This window comes from Nocardia inohanensis NBRC 100128, from assembly GCF_001612945.1.
GTDB lineage: Bacteria > Actinomycetota > Actinomycetes > Mycobacteriales > Mycobacteriaceae > Nocardia > Nocardia inohanensis.
The window spans coordinates 141,496-157,902 of record NZ_BDBK01000004.1 but is presented as its reverse complement, the minus strand read 5'-3'; the positions used below and the strand labels follow the sequence as shown (position 1 = coordinate 157,902).

General features: G+C 68.0%; 14 protein-coding genes. 10 read left to right on the top strand and 4 right to left on the bottom strand.

Annotated features, from left to right (window positions below):
* Positions 1–31: 31 nt before the first annotated feature.
* The 4 genes from NI1_RS12780 to NI1_RS12765 form a co-directional block, all read right to left on the bottom strand.
* On the bottom strand, positions 32–1,921 hold the full coding sequence (locus NI1_RS12780) for a serine/threonine-protein kinase (protein ID WP_067818973.1): 1,890 nt from the start codon (positions 1,919–1,921) through the stop codon (positions 32–34).
* Positions 1,918–3,816, bottom strand: coding sequence for a serine/threonine-protein kinase (locus NI1_RS12775; protein ID WP_084523082.1), 1,899 nt, complete (start codon positions 3,814–3,816; stop codon positions 1,918–1,920). The genes NI1_RS12780 and NI1_RS12775 overlap by 4 nt, the downstream gene beginning before the upstream one ends.
* Positions 3,813–5,000: a DUF7373 family lipoprotein gene (locus NI1_RS12770; protein ID WP_067818970.1), complete on the bottom strand. Its 1,188-nt coding sequence runs from the start codon at positions 4,998–5,000 to the stop codon at positions 3,813–3,815. The genes NI1_RS12775 and NI1_RS12770 overlap by 4 nt, the downstream gene beginning before the upstream one ends.
* A 178-nt stretch (positions 5,001–5,178) precedes the next feature.
* The gene (locus NI1_RS12765; protein WP_439957253.1) at positions 5,179–6,561 is read right to left on the bottom strand and encodes a MinD/ParA family ATP-binding protein; all 1,383 of its coding nucleotides are present in this window, start codon (positions 6,559–6,561) and stop codon (positions 5,179–5,181) included.
* Positions 6,562–9,274: 2,713 nt separating this feature from the next.
* On the opposite strand from NI1_RS12765, the gene infA reads away from it, so the two are divergent.
* From infA to NI1_RS12705, 10 genes are all read left to right on the top strand, one after another.
* Positions 9,275–9,496 carry a translation initiation factor IF-1 gene (infA, locus tag NI1_RS12750; RefSeq protein ID WP_040804562.1) on the top strand — a complete coding sequence of 74 codons (222 nt, stop codon included), beginning with the start codon at positions 9,275–9,277 and terminating at the stop codon, positions 9,494–9,496.
* A 98-nt stretch (positions 9,497–9,594) separates the two neighbouring features.
* A complete protein-coding gene (gene rpmJ, locus NI1_RS12745) occupies positions 9,595–9,708 on the top strand; it encodes a 50S ribosomal protein L36 (RefSeq protein ID WP_033085975.1) in 114 nt (37 codons plus the stop codon).
* Between the two features lie 225 nt (positions 9,709–9,933).
* Entirely contained in the window at positions 9,934–10,305 is a 372-nt protein-coding gene (gene rpsM / locus NI1_RS12740) for a 30S ribosomal protein S13 (RefSeq protein WP_067818958.1), read from the top strand.
* A gap of 9 nt (positions 10,306–10,314) precedes the next feature.
* Positions 10,315–10,728 carry a 30S ribosomal protein S11 gene (gene rpsK, locus NI1_RS12735; RefSeq protein WP_067818955.1) on the top strand — a complete coding sequence of 138 codons (414 nt, stop codon included), beginning with the start codon at positions 10,315–10,317 and terminating at the stop codon, positions 10,726–10,728.
* A gap of 21 nt (positions 10,729–10,749) precedes the next feature.
* A complete protein-coding gene (rpsD, locus tag NI1_RS12730; RefSeq protein ID WP_067711827.1) occupies positions 10,750–11,355 on the top strand; it encodes a 30S ribosomal protein S4 in 606 nt (201 codons plus the stop codon).
* Positions 11,356–11,460: 105 nt separating this feature from the next.
* The gene (locus NI1_RS12725; protein WP_029923719.1) at positions 11,461–12,519 is read left to right on the top strand and encodes a DNA-directed RNA polymerase subunit alpha; all 1,059 of its coding nucleotides are present in this window, start codon (positions 11,461–11,463) and stop codon (positions 12,517–12,519) included.
* A gap of 56 nt (positions 12,520–12,575) precedes the next feature.
* Entirely contained in the window at positions 12,576–13,073 is a 498-nt protein-coding gene (rplQ, locus tag NI1_RS12720; RefSeq protein ID WP_067818951.1) for a 50S ribosomal protein L17, read from the top strand.
* Between the two features lie 247 nt (positions 13,074–13,320).
* The gene (truA, locus tag NI1_RS12715) at positions 13,321–14,235 is read left to right on the top strand and encodes a tRNA pseudouridine(38-40) synthase TruA (RefSeq protein ID WP_084523126.1); all 915 of its coding nucleotides are present in this window, start codon (positions 13,321–13,323) and stop codon (positions 14,233–14,235) included.
* Between the two features lie 105 nt (positions 14,236–14,340).
* Positions 14,341–15,165, top strand: a complete 825-nt coding sequence (locus NI1_RS12710; protein WP_157535085.1) for a hypothetical protein — start codon at positions 14,341–14,343, stop codon at positions 15,163–15,165.
* A 199-nt stretch (positions 15,166–15,364) separates the two neighbouring features.
* Complete coding sequence (locus tag NI1_RS12705) at positions 15,365–16,330, top strand: helix-turn-helix domain-containing protein (protein ID WP_067818945.1); 966 nt, start codon at positions 15,365–15,367, stop codon at positions 16,328–16,330.
* Positions 16,331–16,407: the final 77 nt, after the last annotated feature.

Sequence of the window (16,407 nt, the reverse complement as noted above, 5' to 3'; positions counted from 1 at the left end):
GGGTCCGAGGGTGACCCGGAGCGGGCCGGACTCATTTCGGCAGCTTCGCCACCACCACGCGTGCGACGGATTCCGCTGTGCGGCAGTTGAGCTCGGCGTTCGGTCCGCCCTGCACCTTGATCTGCACCTGCTCGGTCCCGCCGCCGGCTTCCCGGTAGCGGTAGTAGCGGGTGCAGATGGCGGCCACCGTGCTCGTGGGGGCCACCAGCGTGTGGCCGTCGCCCAGGTCGATCACGGGGTCCCGGTCGGCGACCTGTGCCGCCCACTCCGCGGTCACGTTCACGTCGGCGGAGCCGGTCCAGCCGCAGCCGTGCGCGGATACCTGCGCGGGGTCGTCCGGCTGCGGGCCCAGCAGCGTGGTCAGGGTGTCGCGATCGACCAGCGTGCACGGGTCCACGCGCGCCAGCGAGCGGTCGTCGCCGGTGCGCGCCGGTGCGGTGACGGCGATCAGCTCGGTGAGCGCGTAATCGGCCAGCGCGCATTGGTCGCTTTTGCCCACTATGACCTTCAAGCCCCAATGCTCCTGTGTCCCAGCGGTTTGCAGGCCGCGCTCGCAGCTGTAGTCGCCGTAGGCGGCGCCGAGCACGGGCCGTCCGGCCAGCGTCGTGCCGGTGGGGGAGAGCCGGTCGAAGTATCCGCCCGGCTCGAAGGTCAGTGACTGGTTGTTGCCGCCGACCACGTGGCAGCCCCAATCGGCCGCGGTCTCGAACTTCCATTCGGAGACGTCCAGCGACCAGGTCGGCACCAGCTTGTCGGGTAGAGCCGCGCCCAGTGCCATACGCAACCAGCCGCAGGCATCGGTCTGCCGGAGTTCGGCGAGGGTGAGCTGTGTCGAGCCCGCTTGCGCATTTTCACTCCGGCGCCACCACGCCGCACCGGCCGTGCCCGCCACGACCAGGACCGCGGCCAAGGCGGCGACCAAGATCCTGGATCGGCGGCGCCGGGGACCGGAGGGCCGCGCTCCCGCCACGTCGGCGTGCGTGGGATTCGGCCGTCGGCGCGCACCCGGCAGCACCGACGTCCCTTCCGGATCGGCGGTCAGGACGGTCAATTTGCTTGCCCGCCGGTCGATCTCGGCGTGCACCGGCTCCGGCCACGGCCGCCCGAACAGCTCCGGCTGACCGAGATGATGCAGGATCTGGGCGGGCGTGGGGCGCGCCGCCGGATCCTTGTGCAGGCAGGTGGCCACCAACTCGCGCAACTCCGGCGGCACCCCGGACAACTCCGGCTCGATGTGCACGATATTGAACAGGGTGTAGGCCATGGTCGGCGCCGCGAACGGGCTCGTCCCGGTCGCGGCGTTCATCATCAGCACGCCCAGCGAGAAGACATCGGAGGCGGCCGTAACCCGTTCCGACAGCGCCTGTTCCGGCGACATGAACGCGGGAGAGCCCAGGGTCGAACCGGTTTCGGTGAGGCCGCCCGGATTCTCGGCCAGCTGCGCGATCCCGAAATCGATCACCCGGGGGCCGTCGGCGGCCAGCAGCACATTGGCGGGCTTGAGATCTCGATGCACCAGGCCGGCGCGGTGAATCGCCTCCAATGCGGCCGCGAGTCCGGCGGCGAGCATGCGCAGCGAGGGCACCGGGAGCGGACCCCATTCCGACACCACCTGATCCAGTGGCACGCCCAGCACGAACGCCGACGCCAGCCACGGGGACGGCGCATCGATATCGAAGTCGATGACCGGTGCGGTGAAGGCGCCCGAAACCCGGGTCGTCGCAGTCACTTCCCGGCGGAAGCGGGCGCGATACTCGTTCTCGTCGAGCAGATGGCCGTGCACCTGCTTGATGGCCACCAGGCGGCCGTCCGCGCCGGTGCCGAGCAGTACCCGGCCCATACCGCCCGCGCCCAATACCCCCAGGATCCGGTACCGGCCGATCTGCCGCGGATCACCGGGAGCCAGGTGCTTGACGGTCATTTCGGCAGCTGAGGTAGTACCGCGGCGAAGATCTGCTTCGCCTTCTCGCAGTTGGCGGCGTCCTGGCTCTTCCAATTGCCCAGCATCACGTACGCCACCTCCGCCTTCTTGTCCTTGGTCGGCCGGAACAGATAGGACAATTCGCAATTCCCCCGGCCGTATTTGGGCATCGGGTCATCGACGTAGACCGTCCTGCCCGCGATCTGGACGGTCTCTTTCGTCTTGCCCTGATAGTCGGCCTGATCCGGACGGGTGCGCTCGGTCATCGACAGGCTCATGAAGTAGTCGTTGCTCTCCACGTAGCAGCTGTCGATGTCCTCCTTGCGGCCCGCGCCGGTGCCCAGCACCTGCGCGGCTACGTCTTGGGACAGCAGCGCGCAGGGCGCGATCCGCCGGATCGAATCGGGCGGCAAGGCCAGCTGCGGGGGATTGGTGGTCAGCTGGTTCACCGCCGACAGGATCACCGACTCGGCGACCTTGCACCCGTTCTGGCCCTTCGTCTGTGACCTGGCGGTCACGGCGAGGACCACCGCCGGGGTGTTCTGGGTGACCACTCGGCGTTCGCAGCCCTGCTCGTCCTTGAACAAGCCGTAGATCGGCATCCACGCCGCCGACCCACCGGACGGCGTCCACTTGGAGAGGGTGTCCGACACCGACTCGCTGTCGGAGAGTTCCAGGTACCATTTCAGGCCCGACGAGTCGGTGAAGCCCGCGGAGCACTTGCCCGTGGTGTTGCCGGATAGGTCGGCGGTGCGTTTGCCCACCGTTGCGGTGCCGGATTTCTCCAGCAGCGCACAGACATCCAGCAGCCGCCATTCCGCGCCGGTCAAGGTCACCGACGGGTTGCTCATGGCATTGGCGTGGCCGGACCGCAGGCCCAGTTCCCGCGCTGCGATCCCGGTGGCGATCAACAGGACCAGGGCCCCGGCCGCGGCGGCGCACCGGCGGATGGTGCGTTTGCGGCGAGCCCGCAGATCAGCCAGTTGCGCTTCGTATTTCGCGTGTTTGGCGGTGGTCTCGGCCCACCAGTCGGAGTCGGTGCGGTGGGTGGCGATCACCTCGCGCACCGCGCCCGGCCACACCGGTTCGGCCTCGATCGCGCCGGCCGCGGCCATCAGCTCCTCGGGGGTCGGGCGCTGCTCCGGGTCCTTCGCCAAGCAGCGACCGACGATGTCCCGCAACGGTTCCGGCACTTTGGTGATGTCCGGCGGGTTGTACATGACGTTGTAGAGGACCTGGGGTGTCGCGGTGCCCGCGAACGGGCTCTCACCGGTGGCCGCCATCGCCAGGATGGTGCCGACCGAGAAGACATCGGCGGCCGGGGCTAGCGGGTGACCCTGCGCCTGTTCCGGTGACATGAAGGCGGGGGAGCCGATCACCGAACCGGTGGCGGTGAGCTGGGCGTCGCCCTCCAGCGCCCGGGCGATGCCGAAGTCGATGACGCGGGGGCCGTCGGTGGAGAGCAATACGTTGGCGGGCTTGAGGTCTCGGTGGATCAGGCCGGCGCGATGGATCTCCATCAGCGCCGCCGCCAGACCCGCCGCCAGCAGTCGCAATCCGCCCAGGGAGAGCGGGCCGGTCTCCTCGACAACCGTCTTGAGCGACGGGCCAGGGATGTATTCGGTTGCCAGCCAGGGTGTTTCCGAATCGGTGTCACTGTCGACCACCGCGGCCGTATAGGCGCCGGTCACCTTGCTGCTGGCTTGCACCTCGCGGTGGAAGCGGGCGCGGAACTCCGGATCGCCGGCCAGATGGGGGTGAATCCGCTTGACCGCCACCAGTCTTCCCGACGGCGCCTGCCCGAGCAGCACCCGGCCCATCCCGCCCTGACCGATCACGGCCACCATGCGATTGCGGCCCAGCCATTCCGGATCCTTGGAACCCAAGCCCTTCATTCGCCGTCCTTCAATACCGCGTACTCGGCCGCCGCCAACTGCTGCACATCCGGCTCCTGATTGCTGAAGACCTCCGCGACGAACTTGCCGTGCGGGATCACGCAGCGGAAGCGGCGGGCGCCCGCGACGGTTGGATTCGCCTGGGTGGCTTGGAAACAGGAGATCTCGGGGGTGTCGGCGACCCCGGCCGCGGGCACGTACTTCGACACAGTCGGATCGGCGGTCAGCCGGGCGGCGAACTTGCCGGCGGCGGCGCTGTCGGGCAGCTGATACAGATACTTGTTGCCAGACACCGCGATCGAGTCGACGCCGGCGTCCCGGTACCGCTTCGCGTCGGCGGCCGGATCGAGGCTGGACACCGCGAAAGCCCGGGGGCCGTAGACGGCGAAGTCGCGCTGATCCGGGATGTCGTCACCGGTTCGCACCAGGCGGGTCAGCAGTTTGTCGCGGTCGAGCTTCAGATTCGGGATATCGGCCGCGGCGACCGGGGTGTAGTCGGCGAGCTGGGAGACCTGCTGCTGGTATGCCTTGCTCGCGATGGCTACCAGACGATCCAGGTTCACCTCCCGGATCTGCACGTACAGGGCGATCACCACGGATTTGTACGCCATCCAGCTGCCCATATTGGCGCGATCCGGACGCCAATGGCTCAGTGCGGCAGGCTGATCAGGGAGGGCGATGGGGGCGTTGTCCTTGTTCGCCCCGAAGTTCTCGGCCTCCATGGCGGCCGCGGCTGCGGTGGCGGTCTGGTCGTCGGGGAAGGAGAGCAGCGCCACCGTCAGCTGGTAGTGGTCCTCGTGCGCACCGAGATACGCCGTGTCGGCGGCGTCGGCGATGTAGGCGCCGAGCAGGTCGAAAGGTTGTAGCGCCGAGGCGAAGACGCCGGTCGCGTTCTCCAGGCCGTGCGCGCCGTACAGCACCTTGCCGCCGCGGCCGGCGGTCAATTCCGGTGCGACATCACTGCCGAAGACGATGTGGTCGGCGAGCCGCAATCCCTCCGCCAATCGGCCCCGCGCCTTGCTCGCGCCTTCGTCGTAAGCGTTGCCCGGGCGCTGGATCGAGTAGGAGCCGTAGCGTGAAAACTCCTGGCCGGCACCGGAATCCGAGCCGCATGCGGTCGTCAGACCGGCTAGCGCGGCAGCGGTCAGCGCCACCGCGGCGAGCCGGTGGAACCGGAACCGCATAATCCCCCTCGGTCCGGCTACGGAGGCGCACGGACTGTCGATCACAAGCTGAAAACCGAGCGAATGGTCTGGTCTCGGTCGGCGTCAACCTATCACCGTGGCGGCGGGCCCAGCCAGCTGAGAGCCCGGACCGGAGTCACCCGATTTGTGCCGGTCCGGCCGCGCCGCCGCCGCTCGATCAGCCGCGATGCCGCCGGTGATCGACCACGAAATCGTCTGCCACGGTGGCGGCCAGCTCCACGTACGCGCGCTTCACCGGCTTGCTCAGGCGATGCAGATCGATCTCCGCGCCCTCGCCCAGATGCGGGTCGTACGGGATGATGTGCACCGCGCGGCATCGCGACAGGAAGTAATCGCGCAGCTGGTTGATGCCCACATTCGGGGCGCCGGGCCGCGGCAGGTTGATCACCACCACCGCGTTCCGCACCAGATGGTCGTGCCCGTGCAAGGACAACCAGTCCAGCGTGGCCGCCGCACTGCGCGCGCCGTCGATGGCCGAGGACGAGATCAGCACCAGCGAATGCGCCAGGTCCAGTACACCCGCCATCGCCGAATGCATGAGTCCGGTACCGCAATCGGTGAGGATGATGTTGTAGAAGCGCTGGAGAATGCGGGCCACCGCCCGGTACTCCTCATCGCTGAACGCCTCCGAAGCCGCCGGATCCCGCTCGCTGGCAAGCACTTCCAACCGGCTGCCGCCCTGCGAGGTATGCCGACGCACATCCGAATATCGCTGAATGTTCGGATCCAGCAACAGGTCTCGCACCGTCGACCGGGTCTGCAACGGCACCCGCTGCGACAGGGTGCCGAAGTCCGGATTCGCATCCACCGCGATAACCCGGTCCCCGCGAATCGAAGCGAAGGTCGAACCGAGCCCCATGGTGGTGGTGGTCTTACCCACGCCACCCTTCAACGACAGCACCGCGATTCGGTAGTCGCCACGCACCGGCTGCCGGATCCGGGCCACCAACTCCTGGAGCCGCCGCTCCTCCGCGGACATTCCAGGATTGATGTTCCCGCCCGACATGTGGTGTACGGCCTTCCGCCACCCCGACCCGGGCGCCTTCTTGGCCCGCCGCATCGGCACATCGTCCAGCGAGGGCGCCGGATTCCCCGGCCCGCCACCGCCTCCCCACTGCGGCTGCCCACCCCACTGCTGTCCACCCGGACCTGCCTGCGGCTGTCCCCACTGCTGCCCGTCCGCCCCTTGCCGAGCGGCCTGCTGCTGCGTGGCCCACGCCGCCAGCTGCGGATCCACCGCGCCCGGCACGGACCCGTGCACCTGCCCCTGCGCTGCCGCCGCGGGCCGACCCCCCGCCGTATCGGCACCCCACTGCGGCTGCGCACCCGACTGCGGGTTAACGCCCGGCCCGGGATTCATGCCTGGCTGGGAGTTCGCGCCTGGCTGAGGGTTCGTGCCTGGCTGGGAGTTCGCGCCTGGCTGAGGGTTCGTGCCTGGCTGGGAGTTCGCGCCTGGCTGAGGGTTCGCGCTTGGCTGGGAGTTCGCGCCTGGCTGAGGGTTCGCGCCCGGCTGGGAGTTCATGCCCGGCTGGGAGTTCATGCCCGGCTGGGGGTGTTCCCCGGCGTCCGCCTGGTTAGCTGTGCCGCCGCCCCAGGGGGCTTGCGGTTGCCCACCGGCGGCCCATTGCTGAGGTGCGGGGGAAGTCTGCGGAACCTGCTGCTGTGCGCCCGGCAGCCAGTTTGCCTGCGGCCCGGCATCTTCCGAGGGCGGCGAAGCGATCGGATTCGAGCTGTGTGCGGCAGCTGGATTCGTGCCGGGAGTGAAAGGTCCGCCGGTCGGTCCGGGACCATCCGGCGAGCCGTTGGGCTGCCACGGGTTCGGCTGCGACGCGGGCTCGCTCGACCGCGTGGCCGGGGACGACCCGGTCGGTGCCGTACGGCCTTGCGTCACAGGTGAATTCGGTTCCTGCGGGGTGGAAGGCGGAGCCATCCATTGGCTGTTGTCGCCGGGCTGCCGACCGGCGGGGGCGGGTGGAACCGGCTGCTGACCACCTCGCGGCCCGTATGGCGACGGAGTCTGGGGGTTCGCCCATGAATCCATTTGTGGCTTAACGGGTGCCGGGAAACCCTGCGGCGGGGTCAGCGGCGGCGCATTCGTCGCCCGATGACGTCCGCCGGTCACCGGCAGCTGACCCGTGGTCGGTTCACCCTCGGTGTTGTCAGGTGCGGCGGGAGAATCCGTAGTCCCCGAAGTTGTATCGGACGGTTGGCCGTCGTTCCTGGTCGGCGTGCCGGTGAGCCCGGACGCGGCGGCCGCCTGCGCTGCGGCAGCAACCGGATCGAAGCTGTCGGGCTGCCGCGTAGGAGCCTGTGCGGCAGTGGGTTCGAGCCCGCCCGGCACTTGAATCGGGGCGCTCGCCGCGGCCCACGCGGCCTCGATCGGATCGGTCTCGATCGGCGAGCGCGCAGCTGGGCCGGAAGTGTCGGTCGCGGCCGCGGTTCGGTTTGCGCCAGGCCCGGCGACTTGTGAAGCGGCATCGCCGGGAGGCGTGGCGGCAGTCGGCCGGGTAACGGGATTCATCGACTCCGGCGTCGCATCCCCAATGTCGGGGTTCGAATTCTCTTGGGCCGGAGTCGCTTCGGGACCGGAGTTCGCGGCCGTGCCAGTGGGTTCGGTACCGGGGGCCGGGGGTCGGTCAGCACCGCCGATATCGCCGGCTTCCGAGGTGTTCGCCGTTTTCGGCGGGGCGGGTATTTCCGGCCGGTTGAGCGGCGGCAGTTGGACACGCCTGGTGAGGTCTGCCGGTCCGACCGGGCCGGGAGCCGGGATATCGACGCCGGGCGGCGGAGGCAAGGGCGCGCGGGCCGGAAGCTGGGTCGACGACTGCGGTCGACGAGGTTCCTCGGTCGGCCCGGGCTGCACCGGCGGCGCGACATGCGGCGATGGGGGCAGCGGCATACGGGTGGTCATCGCGGCCGGCCCGGACGTGCCCAGCGGTTCCGGGCCGTTCCGGTCGGAACCTGCGGGGTTCGGTTGGGGCGGGAGCTGGCTGTCGCCGGTGGGGTTCGGTTGGGGCGGGAGCTGGCTGTTGCCGTTGCGGTTCGCTCGAGGTGCGGCTGGGCGCTCGTCGAGCGGGGGCATCGGGGGGATGCGCGTGTGCGCGACCGTCGGGTCCGCTGGGGCTGAATGCTGTTGCGGCGGAACGGTATTGGGCGCGGAGTGCGGGGGCGGGCCGGGGATGCCCGGCGGCGGGGCCGGAATGTGCGGGGGTGCTGCTGGGGCCGTTCGACCGGTGCCGTTCGGCATTTCGCCCGTGGCGGGCGGGCGGGACCGTGGTGCCGCGACCGGGTCGGAGGGCGGCCACTGGCGGGTCGCTTCGGCCGGATCGACAGCCGGGGCCGGTGGTTGCGCGGCCGGGGCTGACTGCGGCACGGACGGGGCGGATTTGGTTGCGCCGGTCGGCAATTCGCCGGTGACGGGCGGTCGGTTCGAGGGTGGCGCGATCGGGGTGGAGGGCGCCCACTGCCGGGTCGCTGCCGTGGGATCGACGGCCGGGGACTGCGGTTGCGCCGGCGGATCCGAGGGATGCCGCTGCGGTGGCGGAGTCGACGGGTCCGCGGGCGGGGTGGCGGAGGACCAGCGCTGGGTGGGGGCGGCCGGGTCGGCGGCCGGCGGCTGCGGCGCGGGATTCGGGGCTACCGGGGGGCGGTAGGGCTGGGATTCGGGGGCGCGGCCGTCGGTGGGGGACGGGGGCTGGCCGGGCTGGTTCCACGACGGGGTCGCGGGGATGCGGACCGGTTCGGGAGTGTGTTCGGGCTCGGGGGCCGGGGTGTCCTTGCGGGACTTGCGGCGGCCGAAGAAACCGCGGGAGGACTTCTCCTCCGGGATCGGGTCCTCTTGGGGGAGGTTGCGGACTGGTTCTTCGTAGCCGGCCGGCGTGACCTCGTTCTCGGACAGCCACGGCGGCAGCATGGGGAGGCCGTCGTTGGTGCGACTCACATCTACCCCTCGTACCCCTGAGTCCCGATCTTGCTCGATTGCGTGGCCAGTTTAGCGAGAGTCGGCGGGACTGTCCGGTGGAGGAGGGGCCCGAGGGTGTTCTGGCGCACGCCGAGGCATCCGTATTTGGCCGCATCTGGGGATACGGGTAAGCTTGGCTGCTGGTGCGTTCTCAGAGTGGTTGCGGCATGTCCGTATACCGGCTCTCGAGTATCGCAGCTGGTCGACGCAGATGCACGACGAAATGTGGCGACCGACCAGCCGTACAGAGCATGAACCAACCAGGTTCAGCCTAACCGGGATCGCGGAGGATATGGCGAAGAAGGAAGGGGCCATCGAGGTCGAGGGCCGGGTTATCGAGCCGTTGCCCAATGCGATGTTCCGGATCGAGCTGGAGAACGGTCACAAGGTTCTCGCGCACATCAGCGGCAAGATGCGGCAGCACTACATTCGCATCCTGCCCGAGGACCGCGTCGTCGTAGAGCTGTCGCCCTACGACTTGACCCGCGGTCGCATCGTCTACCGCTACAAGTGAGTTTCCGGGGCCTTCGAGCCCCGGGTCTTCCCCGGTCGAACTGACCGGGGAAAAACTGTGTTCACGGCCAGTGGACACCAACCGAGATTGGATCTGACGTGAAGGTTCAGCCGTCCGTCAAGCCGATCTGCGAGAAGTGCAAGGTGATTCGCCGTCACGGGCGAGTCATGGTGATCTGCGAGAACCTGCGCCACAAGCAGCGTCAGGGCTGAGTTCGGCCTAGCGCCGGGCTCACCGGGGTTCTGATTCCCGGTCGCTCACCAGCCAAGCACCGAACGCGGTTCGGATTGGCTAGAAGAAGAACTCCCAGCACCAGTCGCCGTCGTCGAGTCCCGTAAGGGGGCGGATGGCGGCCTTCCCCCGGCACGGAGGCCGGGGCCCCATTACGCGGGGACGGACTGGGAGCAGACCTCCGCAAAAGTAAGGAATCGCCAAACATGGCACGTCTGATGGGCGTCGACCTCCCGCGCGAAAAGCGCATGGAGATCGCGCTGACCTACATCTACGGCATCGGCCGTACTCGCGCCCAGGAGATCCTGGCGGAGACCGGCGTCAGCGCCGATCTGCGTTCCAAGGACCTCAGCGATGACGACCTGACCAAGCTCCGCGATTACATCGAGAAGAGCGAGTTCAAGGTCGAGGGTGACCTGCGTCGCGAGGTGCAGGCCGACATTCGTCGCAAGATCGAGATCGGCTGCTACCAGGGCCTGCGGCACCGTCGCGGTCTCCCCGTGCGCGGCCAGCGGACGAAGACCAACGCCCGCACGCGTAAGGGTCCGAAGAAGACCGTCGCCGGCAAGAAGAAGTAGGGATAGCGCATGCCTCCGAAGAGCCGGGCCTCGGGCCCGAAGAAGACTCAGAAGTCGCGTCGCCGGGATAAGAAGAACATCCCGCACGGCCACGCGCACATCAAGAGCACGTTCAACAACACGATCGTGTCCATCACCGACCCGGAAGGCAACGTCATCTCGTGGGCGTCCTCGGGTCACGTCGGCTTCAAGGGTTCGCGTAAGTCGACCCCGTTCGCCGCACAGCTCGCCGCCGAGAACGCTGCCCGTAAGGCGCAGGAGAACGGCGTCAAGAAGGTCGACGTGTTCGTCAAGGGCCCGGGTTCGGGTCGCGAGACCGCGATTCGCTCGCTTCAGGCCGCCGGCCTCGAGGTCGGCTCGATCTCTGATGTCACTCCTCAGCCGCACAACGGCTGCCGGCCGCCCAAGCGCCGTCGCGTCTAGCGGGAAAGGATTTAGCGAAAAATGGCTCGTTATACAGGCCCCATCACCCGCAAGTCGCGTCGTCTGCGTGTCGACCTCGTCGGAGGCGACCAGGCGTTCGAGCGTCGTCCTTACCCGCCCGGCCAGCACGGCCGCGCGCGGATCAAGGAATCCGAGTACCTGATGCAGCTCCAGGAGAAGCAGAAGGCTCGCTTCTCCTACGGCGTCATGGAGAAGCAGTTCCGCAAGTACTACGAAGAGGCGAACCGCCAGAAGGGCAAGACCGGCGACAACCTGCTGCGTCTGCTCGAGGCTCGTCTGGACAACGTCGTGTACCGCGCCGGTCTGGCTCGTACCCGTCGCCAGGCTCGTCAGCTGGTCTCGCACGGCCACTTCATCGTCAATGGCGTGAAGGTCGATGTGCCGTCGTACCAGGTTTCGCAGTACGACATCATCGATGTCAAGGAGAAGTCGCTGCCCACGCTGCCTTTCCAGGTTGCGCGTGAGACCGTCGGCGACCGCCCGGTTCCGGGTTGGCTCCAGGTCGTTCCCGGCCGCCTTCGCATTCTGGTGCACCAGCTCCCCGAGCGTGCGCAGATCGATGTTCCGCTCCAGGAACAGCTGATCGTCGAGTTCTACTCGAAGTAATAGGTGCGCGTAAGCGTGCCGCTGGTTGCGGCTCTGTAAACCACAGGGCCGCAACAGTTCCCAATCGTGAGCATCAAATAGTGGGTGCTCGAAGGAGGAAAATCCATGCTGATTTCACAGCGACCGACGCTGACCGAAGAGGTTGTGTCCGAGAACCGGTCGCGGTTCACCATCGAACCGCTGGAGCCGGGTTTCGGTTACACCCTCGGCAACTCGCTGCGCCGCACCCTGCTCTCGAGCATTCCGGGTGCCGCGGTCACCAGCATCCGCATCGACGGCGTGCTGCACGAGTTCACCACGGTTCCGGGCGTGAAGGAAGATGTCACCGACATCATCCTGAACCTCAAGGGCCTCGTGGTGTCGTCCGAAGAGGACGAGCCGGTCACCATGTACGTGCGCAAGCAGGGCCCGGGCACCGTCACCGCCGGTGACATCGTCCCGCCGGCCGGTGTGACCGTTCACAATCCGGACATGCACATCGCCACCCTGAACGACAAGGGCAAGCTGGAGATCGAGCTCGTTGTCGAGCGCGGTCGCGGTTACGTTCCTGCCGTGCAGAACAAGGCCTCGGGTGCGGAAATCGGCCGGATTCCGGTGGATTCGATCTACTCGCCGGTTCTCAAGGTGACCTACAAGGTCGAGGCGACTCGTGTCGAGCAGCGCACCGACTTCGACCGGCTCATCCTGGATGTCGAGACCAAGAACTCGATCTCCGCTCGGGATGCGCTGGCGTCGGCCGGTAAGACCCTGGTCGAGCTGTTCGGCCTGGCGCGCGAGCTGAACGTCGAGGCGGAAGGCATCGAGATCGGGCCCAGCCCGGCCGAGGCCGACCACATCGCTTCGTTCGGTCTGCCGATCGAGGACCTGGATCTGACCGTGCGGTCCTACAACTGCCTCAAGCGCGAAGGTGTGCACACCGTCGGCGAGCTGGTTGCCCGCACCGAATCCGATCTGCTGGATATCCGGAACTTCGGCCAGAAGTCCATCGACGAGGTCAAGGTCAAGCTGCACTCGCTCGGCCTGTCCCTCAAGGACTCCCCGGCCTCCTTCGACCCGTCCTCCGTCGTCGGCTACGACGCGGCGAGCGGCACCTGGAGCGACAGCGGTTCGTTCAGCGACACCGACAGCGGCGAGCAGGACTACGCCGAGACCGAACAGCTTTAGGCCCGACGCCGGGGTGTAGCGCCCCGAATCGGCCTTAGACACAGGAGATTCCAACAATGCCCAAGCCCAAGAAGGGTGCCCGCTTCGGCGGGACGGCGTCGCACCAGAAGGCGATCTTCGCCAATCTGGCGACGGCGCTCTTCGAGCACGGTCGTATCACGACCACCGAGGCCAAGGCCAAGGCGCTGCGCCCCTACGCCGAGAAGCTTGTCACCAAGGCGAAGGGCGGCACCCTTGCCGACCGTCGCGAGGTGATGAAGGTGATCCGTAGCAAGGACATCGTCCACGCCCTGTTCGCCGAGATCGGTCCCTCGTTCGAGGGTCGTGACGGTGGATACACCCGGATCATCAAGACCATCCCGCGCAAGGGTGACAACGCCCCGATGGCGATCATCGAGCTGGTTCGCGAGAAGACCGTGACCAACGAGGCCGATCGTGCCCGTCGCGTTGCCGCTTCGCAGAAGGCCACCGAGGCCCCCGCCGCCGCCGAAGAGGCCGTGGTCGAGGCTGAGGCTCCCGCCGCGGAAGCCGCCGAGGAGAAGAAGGAAGACTGATGTCTTCCACCCACTCTTGGGGTGCTCAGGGGTAAACCCCTGAAACCCCGGGGGTGGGGTCGACTCCGGGTTCTCTAGGGTGGCCCCTGAAACCCCTGGGTCGGGATCGATTCCGGGTTCTCTAGGGTGGCCCCTGAAACCCCAGGGTCGGGATCGATTCCGGGTTCTCAGTGGGAGCGCCGAGAACCCGCATGTCGAATCGACCGGGTGTCGGGGCGTGTTCCTGGGATCCGAGGTGGGAAAGTCCATGAGTGAGCCCGCCGTCCCCTCCGGGTCGGCGGGCTTTCTCCATGTTAACCAGGAGATCGCTGTGATCGTTGCGGATCAGCCGACAGAGCCGGTTTCGGTTCGGGTACGACTGGATATCAGCTATGACGGCACCGATTTCACGGGGTGGGCGCGGCAGCCCGGGCTGCGGACCGTGCAGGGGGTGCTCGAGGAGTGCCTGAGCAAGGTGCAGCGGGAGACTGTTCAGTTGACCGTGGCGGGGCGGACCGATGCGGGGGTGCACGGGGAGGGGCAGGTCGCGCATTTCGATACGCACACCGAGGTCGACGGGCCCAAATTGGTGCATCGGCTGGCGCGGTTTCTGCCGAAAGATGTGCGGGTCAAGGATGTTCGGATCGTGCCGCCGGAGTTCGATGCCCGGTTTTCGGCCATTCGCCGGCATTACGCCTATCGATTGACCACCGCGCCTTACGGGGCGGATCCGTTGCAGGCGCGGCATGTGGTGCCCTGTCGTTCCGGTGTGGATCTCGCGGCGATGCGGGAAGCGTCGCGAAAACTGCTGGGGCTGCATGATTTCGCCGCCTTCTGTAAGCGGCGGGAAGGCGCCACCACCATTCGTGAATTGCAGCGCTTCGATTGGGAGCAGGACGGGGACCTGCTCACCGCTTATGTCAGCGCCGATGCATTCTGCTGGTCGATGGTGCGGAGTTTGGTGGGTGGGGTGCTCGCGGTGGGGGAGGGGCGACGTACGCCCGACTGGATTGCCGGTTTGCTGAATGAGCGCGAACGCTCCAGTTCGGTGACGGTCGCGCCCGCGCACGGCTTGAGTCTCATTGCCGTCGATTACCCGGCGGACGCCGATCTCGCCGCCCGTAATGCCCAGACCCGGGAAATGCGTACCGTCGCGAGCGCCGAAGGCTGCTGCGGCGACTGACCTTTGCGTGTGATCGCCCGACACGCCGGTCGTCGGGTCGCGCGAAGCTTCGCGCGGGGCGAGATATTCGGCACGGCGGATGCGGCGGCCGGGGACCGTGGTGGCATGAGCCGAAACAGGGGGCGTAAGGGACACAAGCGGAGCGGGCGTGGCGCCGGTCGCCGAGCGTCGAGGCCGGGGCTGTGCGGTTGCCCGCGCTGCCGGCGCGGAGAGTTCGATCCGTGGCAGCTACTGGACGGCGTACTCGCGGGTGCGGCCGAATTGCCCGCGGACGAGGGCGCTTTCGAGGGCGAGCTACTGGCGGCCGCGGTCGCCGAATTCGGCGGGCTCGGCGGCCCCGCTTTCGCCCGGGCCTTCACCGCGTGGTGCGTACTGCTACTGGAGACTCGGCCCACCCCCGCCGCGCTCGGGCTGCTGTGCGGGCTGTCGCGGCTCGCGCCGGGCGAGCTGGCGGATGCGGCGACCGCCGCGGTGGATCGCCTGATCCTGGCGGGAATTCAGCTGCCGCCGTGGGCATCTCGATTCACCGAACCGGTCCGTCCGCGCGAGTTCGTGCGCGTGAACGCGGCCGACGGTGTCGGCGCCGCACTGGTGGGAAGCTTCGAACGCTCCGGCTGCCCGCACGGATTCCTGGTCGAGGTGGACACCTTCGGTGACGGATCGGTCGAACAGATCGTGCCGTTCCCCGGCGACGGCTTCGACAGCGCCGTGAGCGTGGCGAGCGGCCAATTCACCGGCTGCGTCGAGCCTTTGCCCGGCACCGAATTCCGCCGCCAGGTCGAAGCCGCGCTCGCCGTCCGCGCCCAGCAGGACACCGCCGACCTACACGCCGGCATCCTGCCGTTCGACGAAGCGGTGGAGGGGATTCCGCCGTTCAGCGTGTCCGCCTGCGTGTTGCGCGCGCACCTCAGCTGCATCGCGCCGGAATGACCGAAGCCGTGGCATCGCACCGAGTGTATCGATTTCGGTGGTGCGTGCGGCGTGGCGGGGGATGCGCGCCGGTGAGGGTTCGGTCCGCAAGTTGCGGTTCGTCATCATGCATGCGGTACACGTCGTACCCGGATTCGAAAGTTGAAATATCTGAAGGGATTTCGCGGTCGACGCTGGCCGCGGGTGCGACAATCGGCCAATGAGCGGCGCCTCTGAGCCCGCAGTAGTCGAGGTCCGGTCCACCCCGGAAGTTTCCGAGAAGGAGGCATTCGAGCAGTGGGAGGCCGCGGTGGCGCAGGCTTATGTGCCGCTCGTGGTGACGCCGGTGGCGCCGGGGGAGTTCCGGGCGCGGATCGTGCACAGCAGCTTCGCCGATATCGAAGTCTCCACGGTGTCGGCGACCGGCCAGCGAATCAGCCGCATACCCAGGCTGATTCACGAGCCGGACGAGCCGTACCTGTTCGCCACGGTGACCACGCACGGGCGCGGCTGGCTGGAGCAGGACGGCCGGGTCGGTGAGATGGCCGACGGCGGATTGATGCTCTACGTCAGTTCGCGCCCGTTTACCGCGCACTTCGACCAGGCGTGGTCGGTGTCGGTGGTGCAGGTGCCGCTGGCGCAGGTGGTGGGCGCGGCCGGGATCTCGGCGGACCGGTTGCCGACGGCGGTGCGGCTGCCCCCGGTGGGCGCGGCGGGCATCGTGGGCCGGTTCTTCTGCGGGCTGGCCCGATTGCAGCATTCGGACCCGGGCGAGGCGGCCATACTGGCCCGGCACGGCACCGGATTGCTGGCCTCCGTAGTGCAATTGGCGGCGGGGGAGATGCCGCGCGAGGAACCGGGGCAGGCACTGGCCAAACAGCGGGCCCTGGGCTTCCTGGAGCGCAACTACACCGATCCGGCGCTGACCGTCGAACAGGTGGCCGCCGCCTGCGCGGTCTCGCGGCGCACCCTGTACCGGCTCTTCGAGGACGGCGAGGACGGGGTGGCCGCTATGTTGCGGCGCTTGCGAATCGAGCACGCGGTCGCCTTGATCCGGACCGATCCGGTGCGTCCGCTGCTTTCCATCGCGCGCGCCGCGGGATTCGTCTCGGAGCGGCAGTTCTATCGGGCCTTCAAACGCGAAACCGGTATGACCCCGGGCGAATTCCGCCTGCGCCATGCCTGAAATGCGAGATTCATTGTGAATAGTCCGAATTGCTGACTTCGGCTGTCGCGAATGGTCAGGGATCTGGCACGAGCGGA

Excerpts from the sequence above, each read along its gene's own strand:
- NI1_RS12780 (WP_067818973.1), bottom strand. The coding sequence starts at position 1,921 with ATGACCGTCAAGCACCTGGCTCCCGGTGATCCGCGGCAGATCGGCCGG.
- NI1_RS12775 (WP_084523082.1), bottom strand. The coding sequence starts at position 3,816 with ATGAAGGGCTTGGGTTCCAAGGATCCGGAATGGCTGGGCCGCAATCGC.
- NI1_RS12770 (WP_067818970.1), bottom strand. The coding sequence starts at position 5,000 with ATGCGGTTCCGGTTCCACCGGCTCGCCGCGGTGGCGCTGACCGCTGCC.
- NI1_RS12765 (WP_439957253.1), bottom strand. The coding sequence starts at position 6,561 with ATGAACTCCCAGCCGGGCATGAACTCCCAGCCGGGCGCGAACCCTCAG.
- infA (WP_040804562.1), top strand. The coding sequence starts at position 9,275 with ATGGCGAAGAAGGAAGGGGCCATCGAGGTCGAGGGCCGGGTTATCGAG.
- rpsM (WP_067818958.1), top strand. The coding sequence starts at position 9,934 with ATGGCACGTCTGATGGGCGTCGACCTCCCGCGCGAAAAGCGCATGGAG.
- rpsK (WP_067818955.1), top strand. The coding sequence starts at position 10,315 with ATGCCTCCGAAGAGCCGGGCCTCGGGCCCGAAGAAGACTCAGAAGTCG.
- rpsD (WP_067711827.1), top strand. The coding sequence starts at position 10,750 with ATGGCTCGTTATACAGGCCCCATCACCCGCAAGTCGCGTCGTCTGCGT.
- NI1_RS12725 (WP_029923719.1), top strand. The coding sequence starts at position 11,461 with ATGCTGATTTCACAGCGACCGACGCTGACCGAAGAGGTTGTGTCCGAG.
- rplQ (WP_067818951.1), top strand. The coding sequence starts at position 12,576 with ATGCCCAAGCCCAAGAAGGGTGCCCGCTTCGGCGGGACGGCGTCGCAC.
- truA (WP_084523126.1), top strand. The coding sequence starts at position 13,321 with ATGAGTGAGCCCGCCGTCCCCTCCGGGTCGGCGGGCTTTCTCCATGTT.
- NI1_RS12710 (WP_157535085.1), top strand. The coding sequence starts at position 14,341 with ATGAGCCGAAACAGGGGGCGTAAGGGACACAAGCGGAGCGGGCGTGGC.
- NI1_RS12705 (WP_067818945.1), top strand. The coding sequence starts at position 15,365 with ATGAGCGGCGCCTCTGAGCCCGCAGTAGTCGAGGTCCGGTCCACCCCG.